The 18,213-nt window shown below is 60.2% G+C and carries 20 protein-coding genes and 1 tRNA gene; 5 read left to right on the forward strand and 16 right to left on the reverse strand.

Going from position 1 to position 18,213, the window contains the following annotated elements:
- Positions 1 to 50: 50 nt before the first annotated feature.
- Positions 51 to 986: a LysR family transcriptional regulator gene (locus tag AAEZ10_RS13430; RefSeq protein ID WP_073472928.1), complete on the forward strand. Its 936-nt coding sequence runs from the start codon at positions 51 to 53 to the stop codon at positions 984 to 986.
- A 3-nt stretch (positions 987 to 989) separates the two neighbouring features.
- On the opposite strand, the gene AAEZ10_RS13435 is transcribed toward AAEZ10_RS13430, so the two are convergent.
- The 6 genes from AAEZ10_RS13435 to AAEZ10_RS13460 all read right to left on the reverse strand — a co-directional run bounded on the left by AAEZ10_RS13435 (position 990) and on the right by AAEZ10_RS13460 (position 6,671).
- The gene (locus tag AAEZ10_RS13435) at positions 990 to 1,355 is read right to left on the reverse strand and encodes a 5-carboxymethyl-2-hydroxymuconate Delta-isomerase (RefSeq protein ID WP_350569557.1); all 366 of its coding nucleotides are present in this window, start codon (positions 1,353 to 1,355) and stop codon (positions 990 to 992) included.
- 165 nt (positions 1,356 to 1,520) lie between these two features.
- Positions 1,521 to 2,441: a LysR substrate-binding domain-containing protein gene (locus AAEZ10_RS13440; RefSeq protein ID WP_024012013.1), complete on the reverse strand. Its 921-nt coding sequence runs from the start codon at positions 2,439 to 2,441 to the stop codon at positions 1,521 to 1,523.
- A 74-nt stretch (positions 2,442 to 2,515) separates the two neighbouring features.
- The gene (locus AAEZ10_RS13445) at positions 2,516 to 4,612 is read right to left on the reverse strand and encodes a DUF6311 domain-containing protein (RefSeq protein WP_350569559.1); all 2,097 of its coding nucleotides are present in this window, start codon (positions 4,610 to 4,612) and stop codon (positions 2,516 to 2,518) included.
- Entirely contained in the window at positions 4,609 to 4,995 is a 387-nt protein-coding gene (locus tag AAEZ10_RS13450; protein WP_130929406.1) for a GtrA family protein, read from the reverse strand. The genes AAEZ10_RS13445 and AAEZ10_RS13450 overlap by 4 nt, the downstream gene beginning before the upstream one ends.
- Complete coding sequence (locus AAEZ10_RS13455; RefSeq protein WP_273528561.1) at positions 4,992 to 5,702, reverse strand: class I SAM-dependent methyltransferase; 711 nt, start codon at positions 5,700 to 5,702, stop codon at positions 4,992 to 4,994. Before AAEZ10_RS13455 ends, AAEZ10_RS13450 begins: the two co-directional genes overlap by 4 nt.
- Before the next feature lie 3 nt (positions 5,703 to 5,705).
- A complete protein-coding gene (locus AAEZ10_RS13460) occupies positions 5,706 to 6,671 on the reverse strand; it encodes a glycosyltransferase family 2 protein (RefSeq protein ID WP_071174682.1) in 966 nt (321 codons plus the stop codon).
- A 274-nt stretch (positions 6,672 to 6,945) separates the two neighbouring features.
- Here AAEZ10_RS13460 and AAEZ10_RS13465 point away from each other — a divergent pair, with 274 nt between their 5' ends.
- From AAEZ10_RS13465 to AAEZ10_RS13475, 3 genes are all read left to right on the forward strand, one after another.
- The gene (locus tag AAEZ10_RS13465; protein ID WP_016771242.1) at positions 6,946 to 7,137 is read left to right on the forward strand and encodes a YegP family protein; all 192 of its coding nucleotides are present in this window, start codon (positions 6,946 to 6,948) and stop codon (positions 7,135 to 7,137) included.
- Between the two features lie 133 nt (positions 7,138 to 7,270).
- Positions 7,271 to 7,495 carry a hypothetical protein gene (locus AAEZ10_RS13470; protein ID WP_071174681.1) on the forward strand — a complete coding sequence of 75 codons (225 nt, stop codon included), beginning with the start codon at positions 7,271 to 7,273 and terminating at the stop codon, positions 7,493 to 7,495.
- A 49-nt stretch (positions 7,496 to 7,544) separates the two neighbouring features.
- Complete coding sequence (locus AAEZ10_RS13475; protein WP_273528562.1) at positions 7,545 to 8,066, forward strand: DUF4142 domain-containing protein; 522 nt, start codon at positions 7,545 to 7,547, stop codon at positions 8,064 to 8,066.
- 16 nt (positions 8,067 to 8,082) lie between these two features.
- On the opposite strand, the gene AAEZ10_RS13480 is transcribed toward AAEZ10_RS13475, so the two are convergent.
- The 3 genes from AAEZ10_RS13480 to AAEZ10_RS13490 form a co-directional block, all read right to left on the reverse strand.
- Positions 8,083 to 9,060, reverse strand: a complete 978-nt coding sequence (locus tag AAEZ10_RS13480; protein WP_273528563.1) for an SDR family oxidoreductase — start codon at positions 9,058 to 9,060, stop codon at positions 8,083 to 8,085.
- 19 nt (positions 9,061 to 9,079) lie between these two features.
- Positions 9,080 to 9,310: a hypothetical protein gene (locus tag AAEZ10_RS13485; RefSeq protein WP_071174678.1), complete on the reverse strand. Its 231-nt coding sequence runs from the start codon at positions 9,308 to 9,310 to the stop codon at positions 9,080 to 9,082.
- A gap of 90 nt (positions 9,311 to 9,400) precedes the next feature.
- Positions 9,401 to 10,978, reverse strand: coding sequence for a histidine kinase famiy protein (locus AAEZ10_RS13490; RefSeq protein ID WP_273528564.1), 1,578 nt, complete (start codon positions 10,976 to 10,978; stop codon positions 9,401 to 9,403).
- A gap of 196 nt (positions 10,979 to 11,174) precedes the next feature.
- Between AAEZ10_RS13490 and AAEZ10_RS13495 the strand changes: the two genes are divergently transcribed.
- Positions 11,175 to 12,164, forward strand: coding sequence for a ribonuclease Z (locus AAEZ10_RS13495; protein WP_122752021.1), 990 nt, complete (start codon positions 11,175 to 11,177; stop codon positions 12,162 to 12,164).
- Between the two features lie 48 nt (positions 12,165 to 12,212).
- Here the strand turns inward: AAEZ10_RS13495 and AAEZ10_RS13500 are convergent, their stop codons facing one another.
- The 7 genes from AAEZ10_RS13500 to bamC form a co-directional block, all read right to left on the reverse strand.
- Positions 12,213 to 12,722 (reverse strand): ferritin-like domain-containing protein, encoded by a 510-nt coding sequence (locus tag AAEZ10_RS13500; protein WP_071174676.1) that lies wholly within the window; start codon positions 12,720 to 12,722, stop codon positions 12,213 to 12,215.
- 77 nt (positions 12,723 to 12,799) lie between these two features.
- Positions 12,800 to 13,684 (reverse strand): manganese catalase family protein, encoded by an 885-nt coding sequence (locus tag AAEZ10_RS13505; protein WP_122746553.1) that lies wholly within the window; start codon positions 13,682 to 13,684, stop codon positions 12,800 to 12,802.
- Positions 13,685 to 13,922: 238 nt separating this feature from the next.
- On the reverse strand, positions 13,923 to 15,278 hold the full coding sequence (gene chrA / locus AAEZ10_RS13510; protein ID WP_282382325.1) for a chromate efflux transporter: 1,356 nt from the start codon (positions 15,276 to 15,278) through the stop codon (positions 13,923 to 13,925).
- A gap of 120 nt (positions 15,279 to 15,398) precedes the next feature.
- Positions 15,399 to 15,488: transfer RNA gene (locus AAEZ10_RS13515), tRNA-Ser, on the reverse strand.
- Between the two features lie 84 nt (positions 15,489 to 15,572).
- The gene (gene purC / locus AAEZ10_RS13520; protein WP_016771262.1) at positions 15,573 to 16,286 is read right to left on the reverse strand and encodes a phosphoribosylaminoimidazolesuccinocarboxamide synthase; all 714 of its coding nucleotides are present in this window, start codon (positions 16,284 to 16,286) and stop codon (positions 15,573 to 15,575) included.
- A gap of 28 nt (positions 16,287 to 16,314) precedes the next feature.
- Entirely contained in the window at positions 16,315 to 17,076 is a 762-nt protein-coding gene (locus tag AAEZ10_RS13525; protein WP_024012002.1) for an MBL fold metallo-hydrolase, read from the reverse strand.
- A 6-nt stretch (positions 17,077 to 17,082) separates the two neighbouring features.
- Positions 17,083 to 18,198 carry an NlpB/DapX family lipoprotein gene (gene bamC / locus AAEZ10_RS13530; RefSeq protein ID WP_016771264.1) on the reverse strand — a complete coding sequence of 372 codons (1,116 nt, stop codon included), beginning with the start codon at positions 18,196 to 18,198 and terminating at the stop codon, positions 17,083 to 17,085.
- Between the last annotated feature and the right edge of the window lie 15 nt (positions 18,199 to 18,213).

The following is an 18,213-nucleotide window of genomic DNA, read 5'->3' on the forward strand; positions in this document are numbered from 1 at the left end:
GCACACGTTTGCGCGAATTCTGCGCAAGGGGGCACAGCGAGACGGAACTCATGCTGAACAGTAATTTGCTTCGCAAGCTCGATATGCAGGACTTGATGGTATTCGTCGCCGTGTACGAGCAGAGCAGTGTCACCGATGTCTCGGAAACCCTGTTCGTCAGCCAGTCCACCGTCAGTTATTGCCTGAAGAAACTGCGCACCAGTTTCGAAGACGAACTGTTCATCAACACCCGCACCGGCATGCGCCCGACCTACAAGGCTTGCAGCATGTACGGCCATGTGCAGAAGATCATCGAAAGCATCAACCTCTGCCACGCCGGTGCCCCGGCCTTCGACCCGAGTCGGCAGGCGGTGACTTTCAACATCTGCGCACCGGAATACTTCGAGCAATTGATTCTGCCGCGCCTGTTGAAGCGCTTCGACTTCGATGACTTGCCGGTGATGGTCAACATGCACAAGTTTGAAACCGACGTTCCGGCCGAAGAGTTGCGCGACGGCAGCCTCGATCTGGTGATCAGTTTCGGCCCGCACTTTCACCGCCAGCATGCGGATCTGAAATCACGGATGCTGCTTGAAGATGACCTGGTCTGCGTCTTCGACAAACGCGCCACGCCACTGGAGCCGCGCCTGAGCCTGCAAGCATTTACCGAGCGTCGGCATGTGTTCCCGACGCCATGGACATCAAGCACCAACATGGTCGACGGCTGGCTGGCGCGGCAGGCGCAGAAACGCCAGATAGTGGCGCGCTCGAACAGCTACAGCGCCGCGTTGAAGATGATCACCGGCACCGATTTCATCCTCACCCTGCCCCGGCGTATCCAGCGTCTGTTGACCAACGACGCGGTGTTCAACCACTGCGAGGCGCCCAATGGCTTGCCGGGTTTCACCCTCGACATGCAGTGGAGCCAGAACGCCGATCAGGACAGCGCCAACGTCTGGCTGCGCGAGCAGGTGATTCAAGTGTGCAGCGAGCTGGAAAACGCCTGAGCGTCAGACGCCGATCGCGGCTTTGCTGTAGGACTCGCGATCGATGTCGAGCAGTTCGACACACAGTTGCACTTCGAGCCCGGCCGGCCAGTCGCAGAGTTCCTGCAACACCGCCAGCAGGCTTTGCGAGAGCTGCTTCTTGATCTCCGCCGAGCGCCCGCTGAGCAAGGCCAGTTTCACATGGACGAAGGCGCGCTCGCCCTGCGCCGTGCCGACCTTGAAGTTGTCGATCTTGATCGCGCGGCTCTTGATATCGAACTCTGCGCCGAACTGACCGGAACCGACCAGCGTGTTGTTGAGCCGGATCAGGGCGATGTCAGCGTTCAACTGCGTCAGGTTGGCGGTGTATTCCATGTGCAGGTGTGGCATTGCGGATCTCCAGTCGGCGGATGCGGGGGCGTACATATACCACAATCACACAGCGTCATTTGTGGGAGCGAGCCTGCTCGCGAAAGCGTCCTTTCAGTTTGCACATCCGCGCCTGCCGAACGGCTTCGCGAGCAGGCTCGCTCCCACAGGGTTGTGTGGTGTTTGTCAGGACGGAATCAGCGGCCGTTCACTCATGAACGCTTCGAGCCGCGAGCGCAGCCAGCGTTCGGCCGGGTCGCTGTCGACGTGGCTGAGCCAGACCATCGACAGGTCCAGCGTCGGCGTCTTGAACGGAAACGGTTCCTGGAACAGCGCCCCGGACGCCGCCATCGCCGCTGCGGTGTAATCCGGCAGGCTGGCGATCAGGTCGGTGCCGGCCAGCAACGCCGGCAGTGCACTGTATTGCGGCACCGACAGCACCACCTGCCGCGTCCGACCGAGTTCCGCCAGCCATTCATCGGCGTAGCCACTGACATTGGCCGTGTGCGACACCAGCACATGCGGGCGAGCGCAATATTCGTCGAGGGTCAGCGGCGTATCAGAGGCATCGGCGCGCAGGATGCTCGGCTGGATGTGCCGCAGCAGTTTGCGTTTGGCGTTGGCCGGCAGGCCACGGGTCTGGCTGATGCCGACGGTGATATCGCCGGCGGCCAACAGGTCGGGAATGCGCCAGTAATCGACATGCTGCACCACGAACACCACGCTCGGTGCTTCCTGGCGCAGCGCGCGCAACAGCGGCGGCAGCAGGCCGAATTCGACGTCGTCGGACAGGCCGATGCGAAAGGTCATGGTGCTGGTGGCGGGATCGAAATCGCGGGTCAGGCTCAGCGCCGCCGACAGTGAATCCAGTGCCGGTTTGAGATGGCGGTAAATGTCTTCGGCGCGGGCCGTCGGCTCCATGCGATGGCCCACGCGGATGAACAGCGGATCATTGAGCATCGTGCGCAAACGGTTGAGTGCCGAACTGATGGTCGGCTGGCCAAGAAACAGCTTCTCCGCCGCGCGGGTCACGTTGCGTTCGAGCATCAGGGTCTCGAACACCACCATCAGGTTGATGTCGGCCTTGCGTAGTTCATTGCGGTTCATCCATTGCCCCTGCTTCCGGAATAGCGGCAGTGTAGAAAGGCCCGGGACCCGGCGTCCATCAACGTTTGCGCGGTTTACTGCACACTCACGGATTTCACGCCCAGGCCCATGATGCGTGCGTCATCGCTCATTCCGAGACTGCGCGGGCTGACGGCGTCGGGCAAATGCAGTTCAAGTCTCAGCGCGCCATCCTCCGGCAGGGTTTGCCTGACCTGTTCATTCAACGGAATTTCCAGAGAATTGCCCTGAAAGGCTGTCAGCCGAGTCGAAAGAACTTCAACGCCGTTGAGCCTGACGATGACTCGCTGAGCAAGAGTTGGCGGCATGACGAACGCCAGCGCCTGGATCGAAATCGATTTAGCTCGCGCTGGCACGCGCAGCGCCATTTCCGCGTCATGGCCCTCACTCCAGGTGCCCCACGCTTCCGGCGCCCCCCAGCCTTTGATCAGTTGTCGACTCTTGCGATCGAATGTGTAGACAACGCCCGGACGGCTCAGCGCGATGGATGCCAGCGCCCGCCCCTCATCGATCATCGGCAGACATTGCTGACAACGCTTCCAGCCTGGTGCAAGCACAACGAAGTCATCGACCCGGGTCAGCAGATCGCTATCGCTGTGAACGCTTTTGGCCGCCAGAGCCTGCGCTTCATCGTCCAGGATATATAGAGAATCGGCTTCGTACTCTCCGGTTTGCAGCCGATGCCGAGCCACGCGCTGCGCCTTGTCGAGCGCCGAAATGCTCATGCGCCCCATGTACACCGCGTCGGTTTTCAGACCATGTGCTCCAGCGAAATCAGCGATCGCTTGCCAGCGTTCGGGCTGGTTTTGCGGCAGCAACCCGCGAACATTCCCGTAGTGGCCGGCCGCGCTGTTCCAGAAGGGGTCGCGCATCGGACTGACCCAGTCCGATGCGGGGGCTACCATCCTTGATGCGCGCAGCCCCGCCCAGCCGTTGTGCGTATCTGCCACCTGCACCACCAGCGCCAAGGCGAGTGACCCTATGGCAACTGGCGCGCGAAAGCCCCGCACAAGCAGGTACACGAGGAACAGTTCGATTGCATAAAAGACCGGCCAGAACATGCGCCCTGAAGCGCGAAAAATACTGGCCAGCCGCTCGATGAATGTCGGCAACGGATAGTTGAAAGTCTGCGTCCCGACACCGATGTGATGGGACAACGCGAACAGGGTCAGGCCGATCATTGCGAACACCAGCCACCACCGATCGCCCAGCGCAGCCCTCGGCGAAATCCCGCCGCGCAACCCTGCCACCGCCGCCAGCGGTAACAGCATCAGCACACCGAGGCCGAAATAATTGAAGCCTTCATAATCGCCGCCGCCGGTGCGTATGTCCGGCAATACCTGCGACCAGCCATCCGAATCGAATGGCGCCAGCAGATTCATCCGGTAAAAACCGAACCCCCCACTGCCGGCGCCGTCGGCAATGCTGAAGTATCCGGCCTGCCAGCAACACACGCTGACCAGTGCGAACAGACCGCCGAACTCGATCAGCCCCTGACGGCGAGTCAATCGGTCAAAAATGACTTTGCCGAGCAGATCGGCAAACCAGATCAACGCCACCATGACCAACAGATACGCATGCACCAGAGCTGTCGCCGCCAGCAGACAGCCCCAGGCCAGCCGCCGCCGTTGCAACGCGGGATGCAGCGCCAGGTAAAGTGCCGCCAGTAGCAGAAAGTGCCCGGCCAGAGACAGATGTCCTCCGGCACGAACAAACATCGGCGGGGAAAACAGCAACAGTCCCGTGGCCAGAAGCCGGATTACGACGTTATCCGTGATCAAGCCGAGCAGTTTCCAGCCGAACCACGCTTGCAGTACGAAACAGATGAGCAACCACAAGCCAAAATACTGGAACGTCTCTGGCAGCCAGGCGTTGAACGGTTTGAACAGCAGTGCCAGCAGCGGATTGGAGTCAGAAAAGATGATCGCACTGCCCAACTCCATGCCGTACGACGGGTTGAGCCCGAGGGGAAAAGTCCACGGCGACTGGCGGAAAAAAACCCAGCCCAGATAATGCGTAGCCGGATCGCCCTCGCTGAGCCAGGCAATGTTCTGCGGATCGAGTGCACGCGGACCGATCACCATGAAAAAAGCAAGCACGCCCAACAGCAACGGCAGAATCGTCAACGCTGAAGATCTGTTCCAGGGCTTCATCGATACGTCCAGAAATTATGCAAAACGAAAGTAAATGCCGGCACCGTCAGGGCCACGGCGCCGATCCCGAGCAGATAGTGCAACCCAGCCATTTGCGCCGCCCAGGCAACCAGCATCGCCAATAGAAAACCGCCCGCCGAGACCGACACAAAGCGCAGTAACGTGCGCCCGTGCAGGCGAGCTGAAAAGCTCCAGGTGGTGTTGATCACATAAGACACAATGGTCGCCACGGCAAAGGCGAAACCATTGGCCAGCGGCGGTTCGGGCGCGATGAAGCGGATGAACAGCACAGCCACCAGCGCATGCAGCGCAGTGACGAACAGCCCGGTCAGGGCAAAGCGCAGACCACGGCGGACCAACGCTGAACGATCACTACCGATCACGGTTTCTGCGCCAGCACGAAGACGCTCAAACCGGCCAGCCGGTTGCTGCCCATCAACGGCAATTCCAGCCGGCACAGAGTCTTGAGCACGCTGTTGACCCACGGGTGATGACGCTTGAGTTGCGACTGTGGCTCTGCGGTTTGCGAACCTTGAGGCATCAGGCGCAACGCAGCGGCGATAGGAAACACCGCACCGAAATAGTAGGCGCCGCGCTGCACGGTCAAACCGGCATCGCCCGCCAGGGTTTCGAATTGCGCGAGGGTGTAGCGGCGCTTGTGCTCGAGAAAATCATCATGACCGCTCCAGAGAAACTGGAACGCTGGCACCGTCATCAGAAAACGACTGCCCGAAGGCACTTTATCGACATAGCCTTTGAGCAGGCCGAGGTCGTCGTCGACATGCTCGAGCACGTCCATCAGTAACACCAGATCGGCGTCGATGCTGTCGATGCCGCGTCGGTAATGCACCGGTTTGCCCGCGCTGGTGGCGCTTGAATCGGCCGGGTAACTGATGTCGACGCACCACGCCTCATGCGCGTCGGTGTGGGTCAGCAGATGGTGCGAGAAAAACCCCGAGCCGGCACCGACATCGAGTATTCGCCGAATCGGCATGTCACCCAGCAATCGCCGGGTCGCCGCCGCTTTGCAGCAGTAATACCAATGCTCATCGATACTGTCGCCGAGGATGTCGGTTTCCTTGAGATCCATCTGTCAGTCCTTGGGGTCGTAGACGCGACGCACCAGAAAAACCGGTCGGCGTTTGGATTCGATATAGGTGCGGCCGAGGTATTCGCCGAGTACGCCAATGCCGATCAATTGCAGACCGCCAAGGAACGTGACCGCGACCATCAGCGAGGCATAACCGGGCAAGTCGACGCCGTGGATCAGTGTGCGCAGGACAATGAACATGGCGAACGCAAACGACACCAGCGAAACCGTCGCCCCCAGGTAGGTCCAGACCCGCAGCGGCTCGGTGCTGAAACTGGTGATGCCTTCGAGGGCGAAATTCCACAGCCGCCAGCCATTGAACTTGCTTTGCCCGGCCACGCGCTCGGGGCGCTCGTAGTCGACGTGGGTGGTGCGAAAACCGACCCAGGCGAACAGACCTTTCATGAAGCGCCGCGACTCAGGCAGGGTCAGCAACGCATCGACCACGCAGCGGTCCATCAGGCGGAAGTCGCCAACGTTCTCCGGCAACGGCTGTTCGGCGATGCGGTTGTGCAGGCGATAGAACCAGTGGGCCGAGGTCGACTTGGCCCACGTGTCGCTGCGGCGGCTGACGCGATGCCCCAGCACCACTTCGTAACCTTCACGCCAGCGCTCGATCATTTGCAAGATGACTTCCGGCGGGTCCTGCAGATCGGCGTCGATCGGCACCACGATTTGCCCGGTGGCCATTTGCAGACCGGCCGACAACGCCGCTTCCTTACCAAAGTTGCGACTCAGGTCGACGATGCGCAGACGCGAGTCTTGCCGCTGCCGTTCAAGCAAGCGCTCAAGGGTCGTGTCGGTGCTGCCATCGTTGATGAAGACCAGTTCAAGATCGATCAGCGCCTGCGTCTGAAAGACCTCGTCGATGCGCGAAAGAAAGCTGTCGAGGCTGTCGGCCTCGTTGAAAACGGGGATCACCAGCGACAACGTCACCTGCCCGGCCTGTTGCGTTCCGTGCTCAGTCAAAGGAGTGCTCTTTTTATAGTTTGTCGGTCATCGAAAGTTTTTCGAGGCCATGAGCCGTCCCGTATTAAGCAGTAGCAGGCACGCACGTGCAAGCATGACACGGCGTCATATCGGCCAATTCGCCGGGCAGTCGCGGCGCTCTGGGCAGGGTCTTTCAGAAACATCCGCGAACGATTGGAAACAAATCCGCGATAGCCAAAAAAACCCGCTGCGCTAGGCTTGCGTCGATGCGCCACACAGGTTGGCGCGCCTATCCATCGCAGGGAGCGAACCCATGTATTTCGAAATCTACCGACAAACCCGAGGCACTCCGAGCACTGGCAAAGGCCAATGGCGCTGGCGTCTGCGCGCGCGCAACCACGAGACCGTGGCCAGTGGCGAATCGTATGTGAACAAGGCTGATTGCCTGCATGTGATCAATCTGATCAAAGCCGTACAGGGCGAGACGCCGATCAAGGAAATTTGAGCGACGTCCTGTTCATCTGCAAAGCGGCACCGTCTGTCGCCCTTCAAAGGGTTTATTTGAATGCTTGTCAGCGGTGTTCATCAAAGGTGCATGTACTGCAATTTTTGCTGCCATGCACCCAAGGATTTCAGCCATGTCCCATGAGCACCGCTACCTCGTCAGTTTCATCGTCGACAACCAGCCGCAAAGCCGCACGCTGATCCACGATGGCGAGACCCTTGATCCGGGTCTCGCTGAAACCCTGGTCAAGACCGCTTTCGCCGAATTGAAGACCGCTTCACTGAGCGACGTCCAGGTGCAGAAACGCACCAGGCCCGACGAAGGCGACAACGTCCCCGGCCACTATCAGCAGCCATGAGCTGATCCCGGGCCGCCACGATCCATCGATGCTGCGGAGGTTACGCGCCATGAAATCACTCGCCGCGATCTGCCTTGCGGTCTTGGCTATGAGCGTCCAGCCAGGCCATGCAGACACCATCGACGCCTTCATCGAAGAGGCGGCACAGCAAAGCCTGTTCCAGCACAACAGTTCGCGCATCGCTTTGGAAAAGGCAACCTTGCCCGAAGTCAAAGCGTTCGCCAGACAAATGATCGCCGACCATGAGCGTTTCGATAAACAAATCAGGCAGCTGGGGCAAAGCCAGCAGATGGCGGTTCCCACCGAACCCTCGGTGGCATCCAAAGCCAAGCAGCTACGCCTTGAATCAAGGGATGACGCCTTCGACCGCATTTACATCGACAGCCAGGCCGAAACCCTTGAGCAAAAGCTGATGCTGTTCAAGAAAGAAGCGATGTCATCACAAAATCCGCAGCTCAAGGCTTTCGCCCAATCCGCGTTGCCGGACATCGAGAAACAGACAAAAACTGCCCGCGACCTGCAGGAAAAACTCAAGCCCTCCGCTGGCGCACTGAAATCCGTCAACCCCTGACCAACCGGGGGAACAATCAAAGCTGTAATAGAACCACGCCCACCAGTACGGCAATTACTGCCGATACCGCCAGCACTTGCGTCGAAGTCAAGGCCAGCGCCGCGTCCTTTGAGCGGCCGATAAAGCGGCCGCGAATCTGATGCCGATCCGGCTGCGCTTCGAACAGGTTGTCCGGGTGCACGTTGTCTTCAGGCTCATTGGTCTGCTGACCGGACCATGCACTTCGCGCCATCAAACGGTCGAGCAGACCGGGCATGACCGACTGGCCGACAATCGCTTTGATCGTCGACCACCCCAGCCACAACTCTCGCGGCGGACGCTTTACCACACTGAAAATTGCCCGTGCTGCCACATCGGGGTCGTGAATCGGTGGCACCGGTTGGGGACGCTTGGGCAATTTGTTGCGTGCCCAATCGAACTGCGGGGTATTGATCGCCGGCAATTGCACCATGCACACGCGAATATGGCTGCGCTCATGCAGCAACTCACAGCGCAATGAATCAGTAAAACCGCGCACAGCGAACTTCGCCCCGCAGTAGGCGGCCTGCAACGGAATGGCGCGATAGGCCAGTGCCGAGCCGACCTGGATGATCAGGCCCTTGTTGCGCGGACGCATCAACGACAGCGCCGCCAAGGTGCCATGAACCGTACCGAGATAGGTCACCTGAGTGACGCGCTCGATCTCGGCGGCGGACAATTGTTCTATCGGCGAGAGCACCGTGACCATCGCCGCGTTGACCCACACCGCCAGCGGCCCAAGCGTGGCTTCCAGTTGCTGCGCGGCCTGCTGCACGGCGAGCGCATCGGCGACATCGACGCTAACCGCTTCGACCTGAACGCCATACGCTTGCAGCTCTGCTTGCGTGGCGGCCAGTCCCGCCGGATCACGCGCCAACAGGCCGATGCGGTAGCCCCCAGCGGCAAATCGATGAGCCACCGCGCGCCCCACGCCAGCACTGGCGCCGCTTATCACCACCAAAGGTTGCTCCTGCATGAACCGTTCTCCCTGATGCTCAGTCGATCGGCCCGATGTTGATCATCAGGTCATCGCCCAGCCCTTGCACCTTGGCCAGTACGTCCACCGGCGTCTCGCTGGAAAAATGCACGACGTAGCCCATGCCGCTGCCGTCCTCCTCGATTGCACTGACCCACGACTCCACCTCGTCAGCATCCAGCCCCAGCGCCTGGCCGAACTGGCGGTTGCGGTGATCGGAATCGGTTTCGTCCATCGGATAATCACTCATAGCAAACATCTCCTCGGGGATTGTCCCCTCACTGGTTGCTCAATGTGGTCTTAAGGATGGACGCCGAACGTTCGCTGACAGTTCGTTTTTTCAGCCGAGCATCGAGCGCAGCTTGCGCAACAGATCCACCGGCGCGTAGGGCTTGGCGATCAATTCGAACTCATTGTCAGCCAGCTCATTGGGCGTCGACTCGTCCGCGCAGTAGCCGGTCGTCAGCAGGATCTTCATGGTCGGATAGCGCTGGGTGATTTCTCGCGCCAGTGCCAGCCCGTTCATCTCACCGGGCATGACCAGATCGGTAAAGACCAGCTCAAAGTCGCTACTCAGCAACATCGCCAGTGCCTCGCTCGCGTCTGCAGCGATGGTGGTCTGGTAACCCTGTTCGGACAGTACGAAGCGCGCCAGTTCAGCGACTTCGGCGCGATCCTCGACGATCAGGATGCGCTCCGTGCCCTTGAGATTTTCTGCGGTTTCAGCGGAGCCAGGTGCCGATAGCTGACTGTCATCCGCCGGGAAGAACAGGCGCACCGTGGTGCCGAGCCCCGGCGTCGATTCGATTTTGACCACACCGCCGGATTGCTTGACGAAGCCATAGACCATCGATAGCCCGAGGCCAGCGCCGCTACCTTCCTCTTTCGTGGTGTAGAACGGCTCCATGACCTTGTCGAGATCGTCAGCGGCAATGCCCACGCCGTTATCGGCGATCGCGATGCAGACGTAACGCCCCGCCGCCAGCCCGCCCTGATGTGGATCCGTGGCATCCGGGACAACGACGTTGCGGGTCTGCACGGTGATCACCGGCTGTTGCTGCTGCCCCAACGCATCGCGGGCATTGGACAGCAGATGATTCAGTGCCATCTCGGCCTGCGCCGGGTCGAGCCGGCAGTTCCACAAGTCCTCGGCCAGTTCGAATCGCGGTTCCAGATCGGCGGATTCATGCGACGGCAACGGAGAGCGCTCAAGCAAGGCATTGAGATTGATCACCCGCCCCTCAAGCCGTTGCCGGCGGGAGAATGCCAGCAGATGCTGGGTCAGCAAACGTGCTTTTTCCGCCGCCGCGCGAGCGTGGCCGGCGCCGACTACGATGCGTTGCGGATCAATGCTCGGCCGCTTGGCGGTGTGCTGGATCAGCTCGATGTAGCCGATCATCACTTGCAACAGATTGTTGAAATCGTGGGCGATGCCACCGGTCAACTGGCCCAGCGCTTCCATGTTCTCGCTGTAGCGCTGGCCGTCCTCGGCGTCGCGTCGGCGGCTGACGTCCATTTGCGAGGCGAAGAAATACACCAGTTGCCCGCGCTCGTTGAATAGTGGCGCGATAAACAGCTCGTTCCAGAACGACGAGCCATCCTTGCGATAGTTGAGTACCTCCACGCAGGTTTCGTGTTGATGTTTGAGCGCTTGCTTGACCTGTTGCAAGACGGAACGATCAGTCTGCTCGCCTTGCAGAAACCTGCAGTTGCGCCCGAGCACTTCTTCCAGCTCGTAGCCGCTGAGTTCAAGAAACGCATTGTTGGCAAAAATGATGGGATCGTCGGGCTGCGCTGGATCGGTGACAATCATGGCCATGCGGCTGACCTGCACCGCCGCGAAAAACACATCTTTGCGTTCTTGCGAAAGGGTCGCCGCATCGGCGCGGTCGACGATCGGCCTGGATTTTCTGGGCAAGTTGACCTCCGCTAAGTGACTCCGTTTCGCTGTGACCATCATCAGCGAGCGAAGTGCCAAGGCCGGACACCGCAACGGCGGGTGTCCGATGAATTGTCCCGGTACTTCGATGGATCCGAATCGCCTCGCTGATTGTCGAAAGCTCACCGAGAACTGCACGCAATATCTGAAATCCGATCCGCCAGGGAGAACCACCGTGGATTTGTTGTTTCTGGGCACGTCTGCCGGCGTGCCGACCCGCCAGCGCAACGTCAGCGCAACAGCATTGATCGCCTCTGCCGGCAAGGGCTGGTACCTGATCGATTGCGGTGAAGGCACCCAGCATCAGGTGCTGCGCACGCCGCTGTCACTGAGTGAATTGCGGGCGATTTTCATCACTCATGTGCACGCCGATCACTGCCTGGGCTTGCCGGGTCTGCTGGCGAGCACCGGCATGTCCGGACGCACGCGGCCGCTGGACATTATTCTGCCGGCGGCGCTGCAGCCGTGGCTGAGAATGAGCCTGGAGGTGACGCAATCGCATCTGCCTTTCGAGATCAACCTGCACGCTGTGGAAACGCTTACCGAATGGCGCAACCTCAACGTTCAGGTGCAGACCGTCGAGTTGTCCCACCGTGTGCCGTGTCATGGTTATGTCTTCACCGAGTCCGACCCGGAACCACGTCTCGATGTGCAGCGACTCGACGCTGAAGGCATCGAACGCGGCCCGCTCTGGGGTCAGTTGGCCCATGGTCAGGACGTGGAGGTTGACGGGCGGATGCTGCACGCTCGCGACTATCTGCTGAGCGCGCGACCTGATCGGCGCATCATCGTCTGCGGCGACAACGATCGGCCGGCGCTGCTGGCAGAAGTGGCGCAATCGGCGGATGTGCTGGTGCATGAAGCGACATTCGTGCAGGCAGCAATCGACCGCGCTCGTGCCAGTTACGGCCACAGTAGCGCCGCCGCTGTCGCCGGTTTCGCCGAATCCGCCGGGGTGCGCAATCTGGTGCTGACGCACTTCAGCGCACGCTATCAGACCAACCCGGCGCTGAGTCCGTCGATTGAGGATGTGCGCAGTGAAGCGGCGGCGCTGTATAACGGCCAACTGATTCTGGCGCGGGATCTGCAGCGCTATCACTTGGATCGGCTGGGTCATTTGCAACCAGTGGAGATCGAGCGCAAGCCACTGCAGGTCGCACCATAATTTGATAGCGCGTCCGCCCGTCTGGCAGGCGGACGCCGGTGGCAAGGGTTACTTCTTGGCTTCTTTATCCGGATCCGCCGAGCGTTCGAGAAACGCGTTGGTCAGTTGCGGCAAATGCTTGAGCAGCCATTCAGCCATGGCCACTTCCTGCGGCAGAATCTGTTCGCAGGCCTTCTGCGTCTGCGTGTCCCCCGCCGCTTTCGCCGCTGCGATCAGCACGGTATAGCTGGCGACCTCCATGTTCTCGAAAACGTAGCCGGCCATGGCGCCCTTGATCACTTCATCGCTCATCAAGGAGCCGCCAACAGCCTGACCGAACGCCATCAACTTGCCGCCCAGGTCTTTCATCGTCGAGGATTCACCGCCCAGACGTTGCAGGCATTCGTCGATGAGTTTCTGCTGGCCGAGGGTTTCTTCGATGTGCTGATCGATGCGCGCCTTGAGCTGCGGGTAATGTTCCAGACGCTTGGATTGTGCCTTGAGCATTTGCTCGGCCTGTTGCTCCATGGCATGGGCATCACGCAGCCAGTCGAGCAGGTTTTCCTGTGGAGTAGCCATTGTCGAGTCCTCTTCTTGATGATTTCCCAGTGATCAACCGGGGCGCGCCGCCTGATGTCTGGCGCGCCCCACGTGCCTTACAAACCAGGCTTGGCCTGCGCGCCGGCGCCCAGATCCGCACCGGTGACCGGCTCGCTGTTGGGGTCGGACATGGTGCGCATTTTCATGTTTTCCAGCAGCGCTTCGTCGGCGCTGTCCAGTTGCACGGTGGCCAGGCCATCGCCGCCGTCGACCCCTGGCGTCGGGGTTTCGACGAACTCCCAATCGTCGCCCTGATTCCACGGGCCGCGCATGCTTTCGGTGCCTTGCGACATGTTGAAGTAGACGTTGGTGAACTCAGGCATGCCGGGCAGCTTGCCTTGCGGGAAGTTTGGCTGAATCGAATGCAGGGCTTTTTCGAACGACAACTGGTGGGCGATCTCACGGGTCATCAGAAAGCCCAGAGCCTCTTTCACGCCGGGGTCATCGGTCACGTTCATCAAGCGCTCATAAACAATCTTCGCCCGTGCCTCAGCAGCAATGTTGGAACGCATGTCGGCGGTCGGCTCACCGATGGTATCGACGTACGCCGCCGTCCATGGCACACCGGCAGAGTTGGTCAGCGGCGAACCGGCACCGTAGAGCAGGCTGGTGATGTGCGAGTCATTGCCGTTGCCATTGAGCGAGCGATACAACTCGCCCTCCTGCTCGACGCCTTCGGCCATCCGGCCTTTCGCGCCCTTGTTGAGCATGACGATGATCGAGCCAATGATTTCCAGGTGGCTGAGTTCTTCAGTGGCAATGTCCATCAGCAGGTCTTTGCGTCCCGGATCGTCCTCGGCCAGGGCTTGAGTGAAATAGCGCGAAGCCGCCGCCAGTTCACCTTGCGCGCCGCCAAACTGCTCGAGCAACAGATTGGCCAACCCCGGATTGGGCTCGGCGACACGAACGGTGTATTGAAGTCGCTTGTTATGTAGAAACATGACAAATCTCCTCAGTCGGGTAAGCGTGGCAAGTTCTGGGTAAAAGTTTGCCTACCCTTTTGTGAAGCATTGTCTTTGCGGAAATTTCAAAAAATTTGCGGCGACAGGACAAATGGTTTGACCCGCGCGAACAAGCGAAACGGGGCTATACCGCTGAGGATATTCGCACTGGAATGACCGGAACTTATTGCCGGAATCGAGTCTCCAGCGCGCGATTCGATTTCCGGCGCCGCGACCACTAACGCAGCAAATGCACCACCAGCCCAACCAACGCACAGCCCAGCAACACCTGAATCACTCCGCGTTTGAAGCGAAACAGCGCAACGGCTGCCGCAATGGCGATCAATGCCGAGGGCCAATCCAGGCTGCCGCTGAAGCCTTGCGGCCAGAGCACGTGGTAGCCGAAGAAACACGCCAGATTGAGAATCACGCCGACTACCGCTGCGGTGATCGCGGTCAGTGGGGCGGTGAATTTGAGTTCGTCGTGCGTCGACTCCACCAGCGGGCCGCCGGCGAGGATGAACAGGAATGAGGGCAGAAAGGTAAACCACGTCACCAGCGCGGCGGCGACCGCTCCGGCGAGGAACACCTGATCGGCGCCGAACACCTGCGTCACATAAGCCCCGACAAAACCGACAAACGCCACCACCATGATCAGCGGCCCCGGTGTGGTTTCGCCCAGCGCCAGGCCATCGATCATCTGCGTCGGGGTCAGCCAGCCGTAGTGACCGACCGCACCTTGATAGACGTAGGGCAACACTGCGTAAGCTCCACCGAAGGTGAGCAGCGCTGCCTTGGTGAAGAACCAGCTCATCTGCGTCAGTGTGCCCTGCCAGCCGAATAGCGCGGTCAATACCCCCATCGGCAACGCCCAAAGCGCCGCCCCGATCACGGCGAGCGTGGCCAGTTTCGTCCAGCTGAAACGGGCATGGGCCGGGGTTGGCGTATCGTCGTCGATCAACGCCGCGCCGAAAGACTTCTTCGTTGCGCTATGCCCGCCGGCCCTGAATTTCTCCGGCGCCAGGCGACCGCCGAAATAGCCAATCACCGCCGCGCCCAGCACGATCAACGGGAACGGCACATTGAACGCAAAAATCGCCGTAAACGACGCCGCCGCAATCGCCCACAGCCAATTGTTCTTCAGCGCCCGCGAACCGATGCGATGCGCCGCCTGCACGACGATGGCCGTCACCGCAGGCTTGATCCCGTAAAACAGCCCGGCGACCACCGGCACTTCACCGAAGGCGATATAGAGCCACGACAGGAAAATCAGGATGAACAGCGACGGCAACACGAACAACGCCCCGGCCACAATCCCGCCCCAGCTCCGATGCATCAGCCAGCCAATGTAAGTCGCCAACTGCTGCGCCTCAGGCCCGGGCAGCAACATGCAATAGTTCAAGGCATGCAGAAAACGCCGCTCGGAAATCCAGCGCCGCCGCTCGACCAACTCCTGGTGCATGATCGAAATCTGCCCGGCCGGCCCGCCGAAACTGATAAAGCCCAGCTTCAACCAGAACCAGAACGCCTCGCGCAGACTCACGGCCTGCGGCCTAACGTCGTCATCACCCACCAACGGCTGAACTTCACTCATCGAGCTGTTCCTTTTATGCAGTCGGCAGGTTGTACCCGAAAAGCGCAACGAACAAAACGCCAGAAACGAAAAAGCCCCCGTAATCAGCAATGATTACGGGGGCTTCGTCTTGTTCAATAATGGCGGAGAGATAGGGATTCGAACCCTAGGTACCGGTGAAGGTACAACGGATTTCGAATCCGTCCCATTCGGCCACTCTGGCATCTCTCCAACGGCGCGCATCATAACAACACTTTCGTTGGTTGCGAACCCCCCAAACGAAATTTTTTCCGTGCTATCAGATGCTTGCGTCGATTAAAGCGGTACGCCCAGACGAGCGGCGACTTCTTCGTAGGCTTCGATGACGTCACCGAGGCCCTGGCGGAAGCGGTCCTTGTCCATCTTCTTCTTGGTGTCCTTGTCCCACAGACGGCAGCCGTCCGGGCTGAACTCGTCGCCGAGGACGATGGAGCCGTCGCTGAACACGCCGAATTCAAGCTTGAAATCGACCAGAAGCAGGCCGGCGTCGTCGAACAGTTTGCTCAGGACTTCGTTGACCTTGAGCGACAGTTCCTTCATGCGCGCCAGTTGCTCGGCGGTACCCCAGCCGAATGCCACGACGTGGGATTCGTTGATGAACGGGTCGCCCTTGGCGTCGTCCTTCAAGAACAGTTCGAAGGTGTACGGGTTGAGCTTCATGCCCTCCTCGACGCCCAGACGCTTGACCAGGCTGCCGGCGGCATAGTTACGCACGACGCATTCGACCGGGATCATGTCGAGCTTCTTCACCAGGCATTCGTTGTCGCCCAGCAGTTTGTCGAACTGGGTCGGCACGCCGGCCGCTTCGAGTTTCTGCATGATGAAGGCGTTGAACTTGTTGTTCACCATACCCTTGCGATCAAGCTGTTCGATGCGCTTGCCGTCGAACGCCGAAGTGTCGTTGCGAAACAGCAGGATCAAGCGGTCAGCGTCGTCGGTCTTGTAAACCGATTTGGCTTTGCCGCGGTAGAGTTCTTCACGTTTTTCCATGATGGGCTCCGCTTGCTAAGTAGGTGGGCTAGGCGATGTGGCGCCAGTCGAGCCCTGAATCTTGATCGGCCAGTTGCAGCCAGTCCGGGTCGCACCCGAGGGTGTCGACAAAACATTGCCGGGCCAGCTGCGGCAGGTTGTTCTTGCTGCTCAGATGGGCCAGCACCAGGTGTTGCAAACCCTGCCAGCCCAACTCGGCCACCAGGAATGCCGCCTGATGGTTGTTCAGATGTCCGCGTTCGCCGCCCACCCGTTGCTTGAGAAAGTACGGGTAGTGACCACGGGCCAGCATGTCGCGGCAATGGTTCGACTCGATCATCAATGCATCGAGGTCCCGATAGCCATCCAGCACCCGCTCGCAGAACGATCCCAGGTCGGTCAACAGGCCGAAGCGCCGCTGTTCCTGATCGCTGAAAACGTACTGGGTCGGCTCCTGCGCGTCATGGGCCACGGCAATGACCCCGACGTTCAGTGCGCCGATCTGCAGTTGCTCGCCGCCGGCCAGAAAGCCTGCCGGTTCAAGCGGTTTGCGCATCCCGCGCAACGTGCCACGACTGAGGTAGACCGGCAGATTGTAGCGCCGAGACAGCAAACCCACGCCATGCACGTGGTCGGCATGTTCGTGGGTCACAAGTATCGCGCTCAGTTGCGCCGGGTGAACACCCAGGCGCAACAGACGTCTTTCGGTTTCCCGCAGGGAAAAACCACAATCCACCAGCACGTACGTATCAGCACTGGCGATCAGCGTGCCGTTCCCTTGGCTACCGCTGCCGAGAACGGCAAAACGCATATCGGATCAGCCCAGGTTGTCCTGAATCACGCTCAACACTTTACGCGCGACATCGGCCGGCGCGACGGTGTTGATGTTCTTTTCGACGGTAACCTGGATGTTCTCGCCCACCTTGCTCAGGCGAACCTGATAACGCTCGGCGCGGGCTTCGACTTCTTCCTTGCTCGGCGCACTGCCGAACAGGCTGCTGAAGAAGCCAGGCTTGTCGTCTTTCTTCTCGGCTTTTTCGGCCAGGTTGATGTAGTACAGGCCCAGGCTGCGGTTGATGTCTTCAACGCGCCATTCGCCCTGTTCCAGCGCACGGCCGACGCTCGACCAGGCGCGGTCCAGATCGGTACCGACGTTCAATACCGGGTTGCCGCTGCCGTCTTCGTTCAGGCTGACACGGCTCGGCGCGTCGAAATCACGCGAGGCCAGCATCGACACCGAACCGCCCTTCTCGGACGTGCGGCTCATGCTCGCGAGCATGTCGTCGACCAGCGCAGCGTCCAGGCCAGTGTTGACCGAACGGTTGGTGAAAGCCACGTCGGCCGTGCTGCCGGCAGGACGCTCGGCGCTGACCACGTAGATCTCACTGGTGTTGCGCTGCACGCCCGGCTCGATGCGCACACGCACGCGGGTTTCGCTGTCGCTGGCAATACCGGCCGCACTCAGGCGTTTGGCCATCGATGCGGACAACTCGTCGGAGTGCTGCCAGGTGGTGGTGAACTCACCGGTCTGCGGACGCTGTTCATCCAGACGGAAACCGTTGTCCTGGAAGAACTGCAGCGCCACTGGCCAGACTTCGGCCGGCGGGTGCTGAGCCACGACCCAACGCGAATCACCGCTCTTCTGCAGCGAGTAATCAGTTGCGTCGGCAACCGCCGAAAGCGGCTGAGGACGCGGCACGACGTATTCGCCCGTCGCGGTGTCATCGGCCACGTTGCGCGGGATCGGCAACAGCGGATCGAGACGCTTGGCAGTGCTTACATCCGGTGGCAATTGCATCGGTGCAGTCTGTTGCGCTTGCAGGTAATCGCTTCCACGGTCGCGGAAATAACCTTCCGGCCCCCAGACCCATCCGCAGCCACTGGTGCTGGAGATAATCAAGGCAAGTGCGGAAAGTCCGGCCATTCGCTTCATGCGTTGTACTTCCTC

The sequence above is a fragment of the Pseudomonas sp. H26/SER47-MNA-CIBAN-0231 genome (genome assembly GCF_040310465.1).
In the GTDB taxonomy this organism is placed as follows: Bacteria; Pseudomonadota; Gammaproteobacteria; order Pseudomonadales; family Pseudomonadaceae; genus Aquipseudomonas; species Aquipseudomonas atacamensis.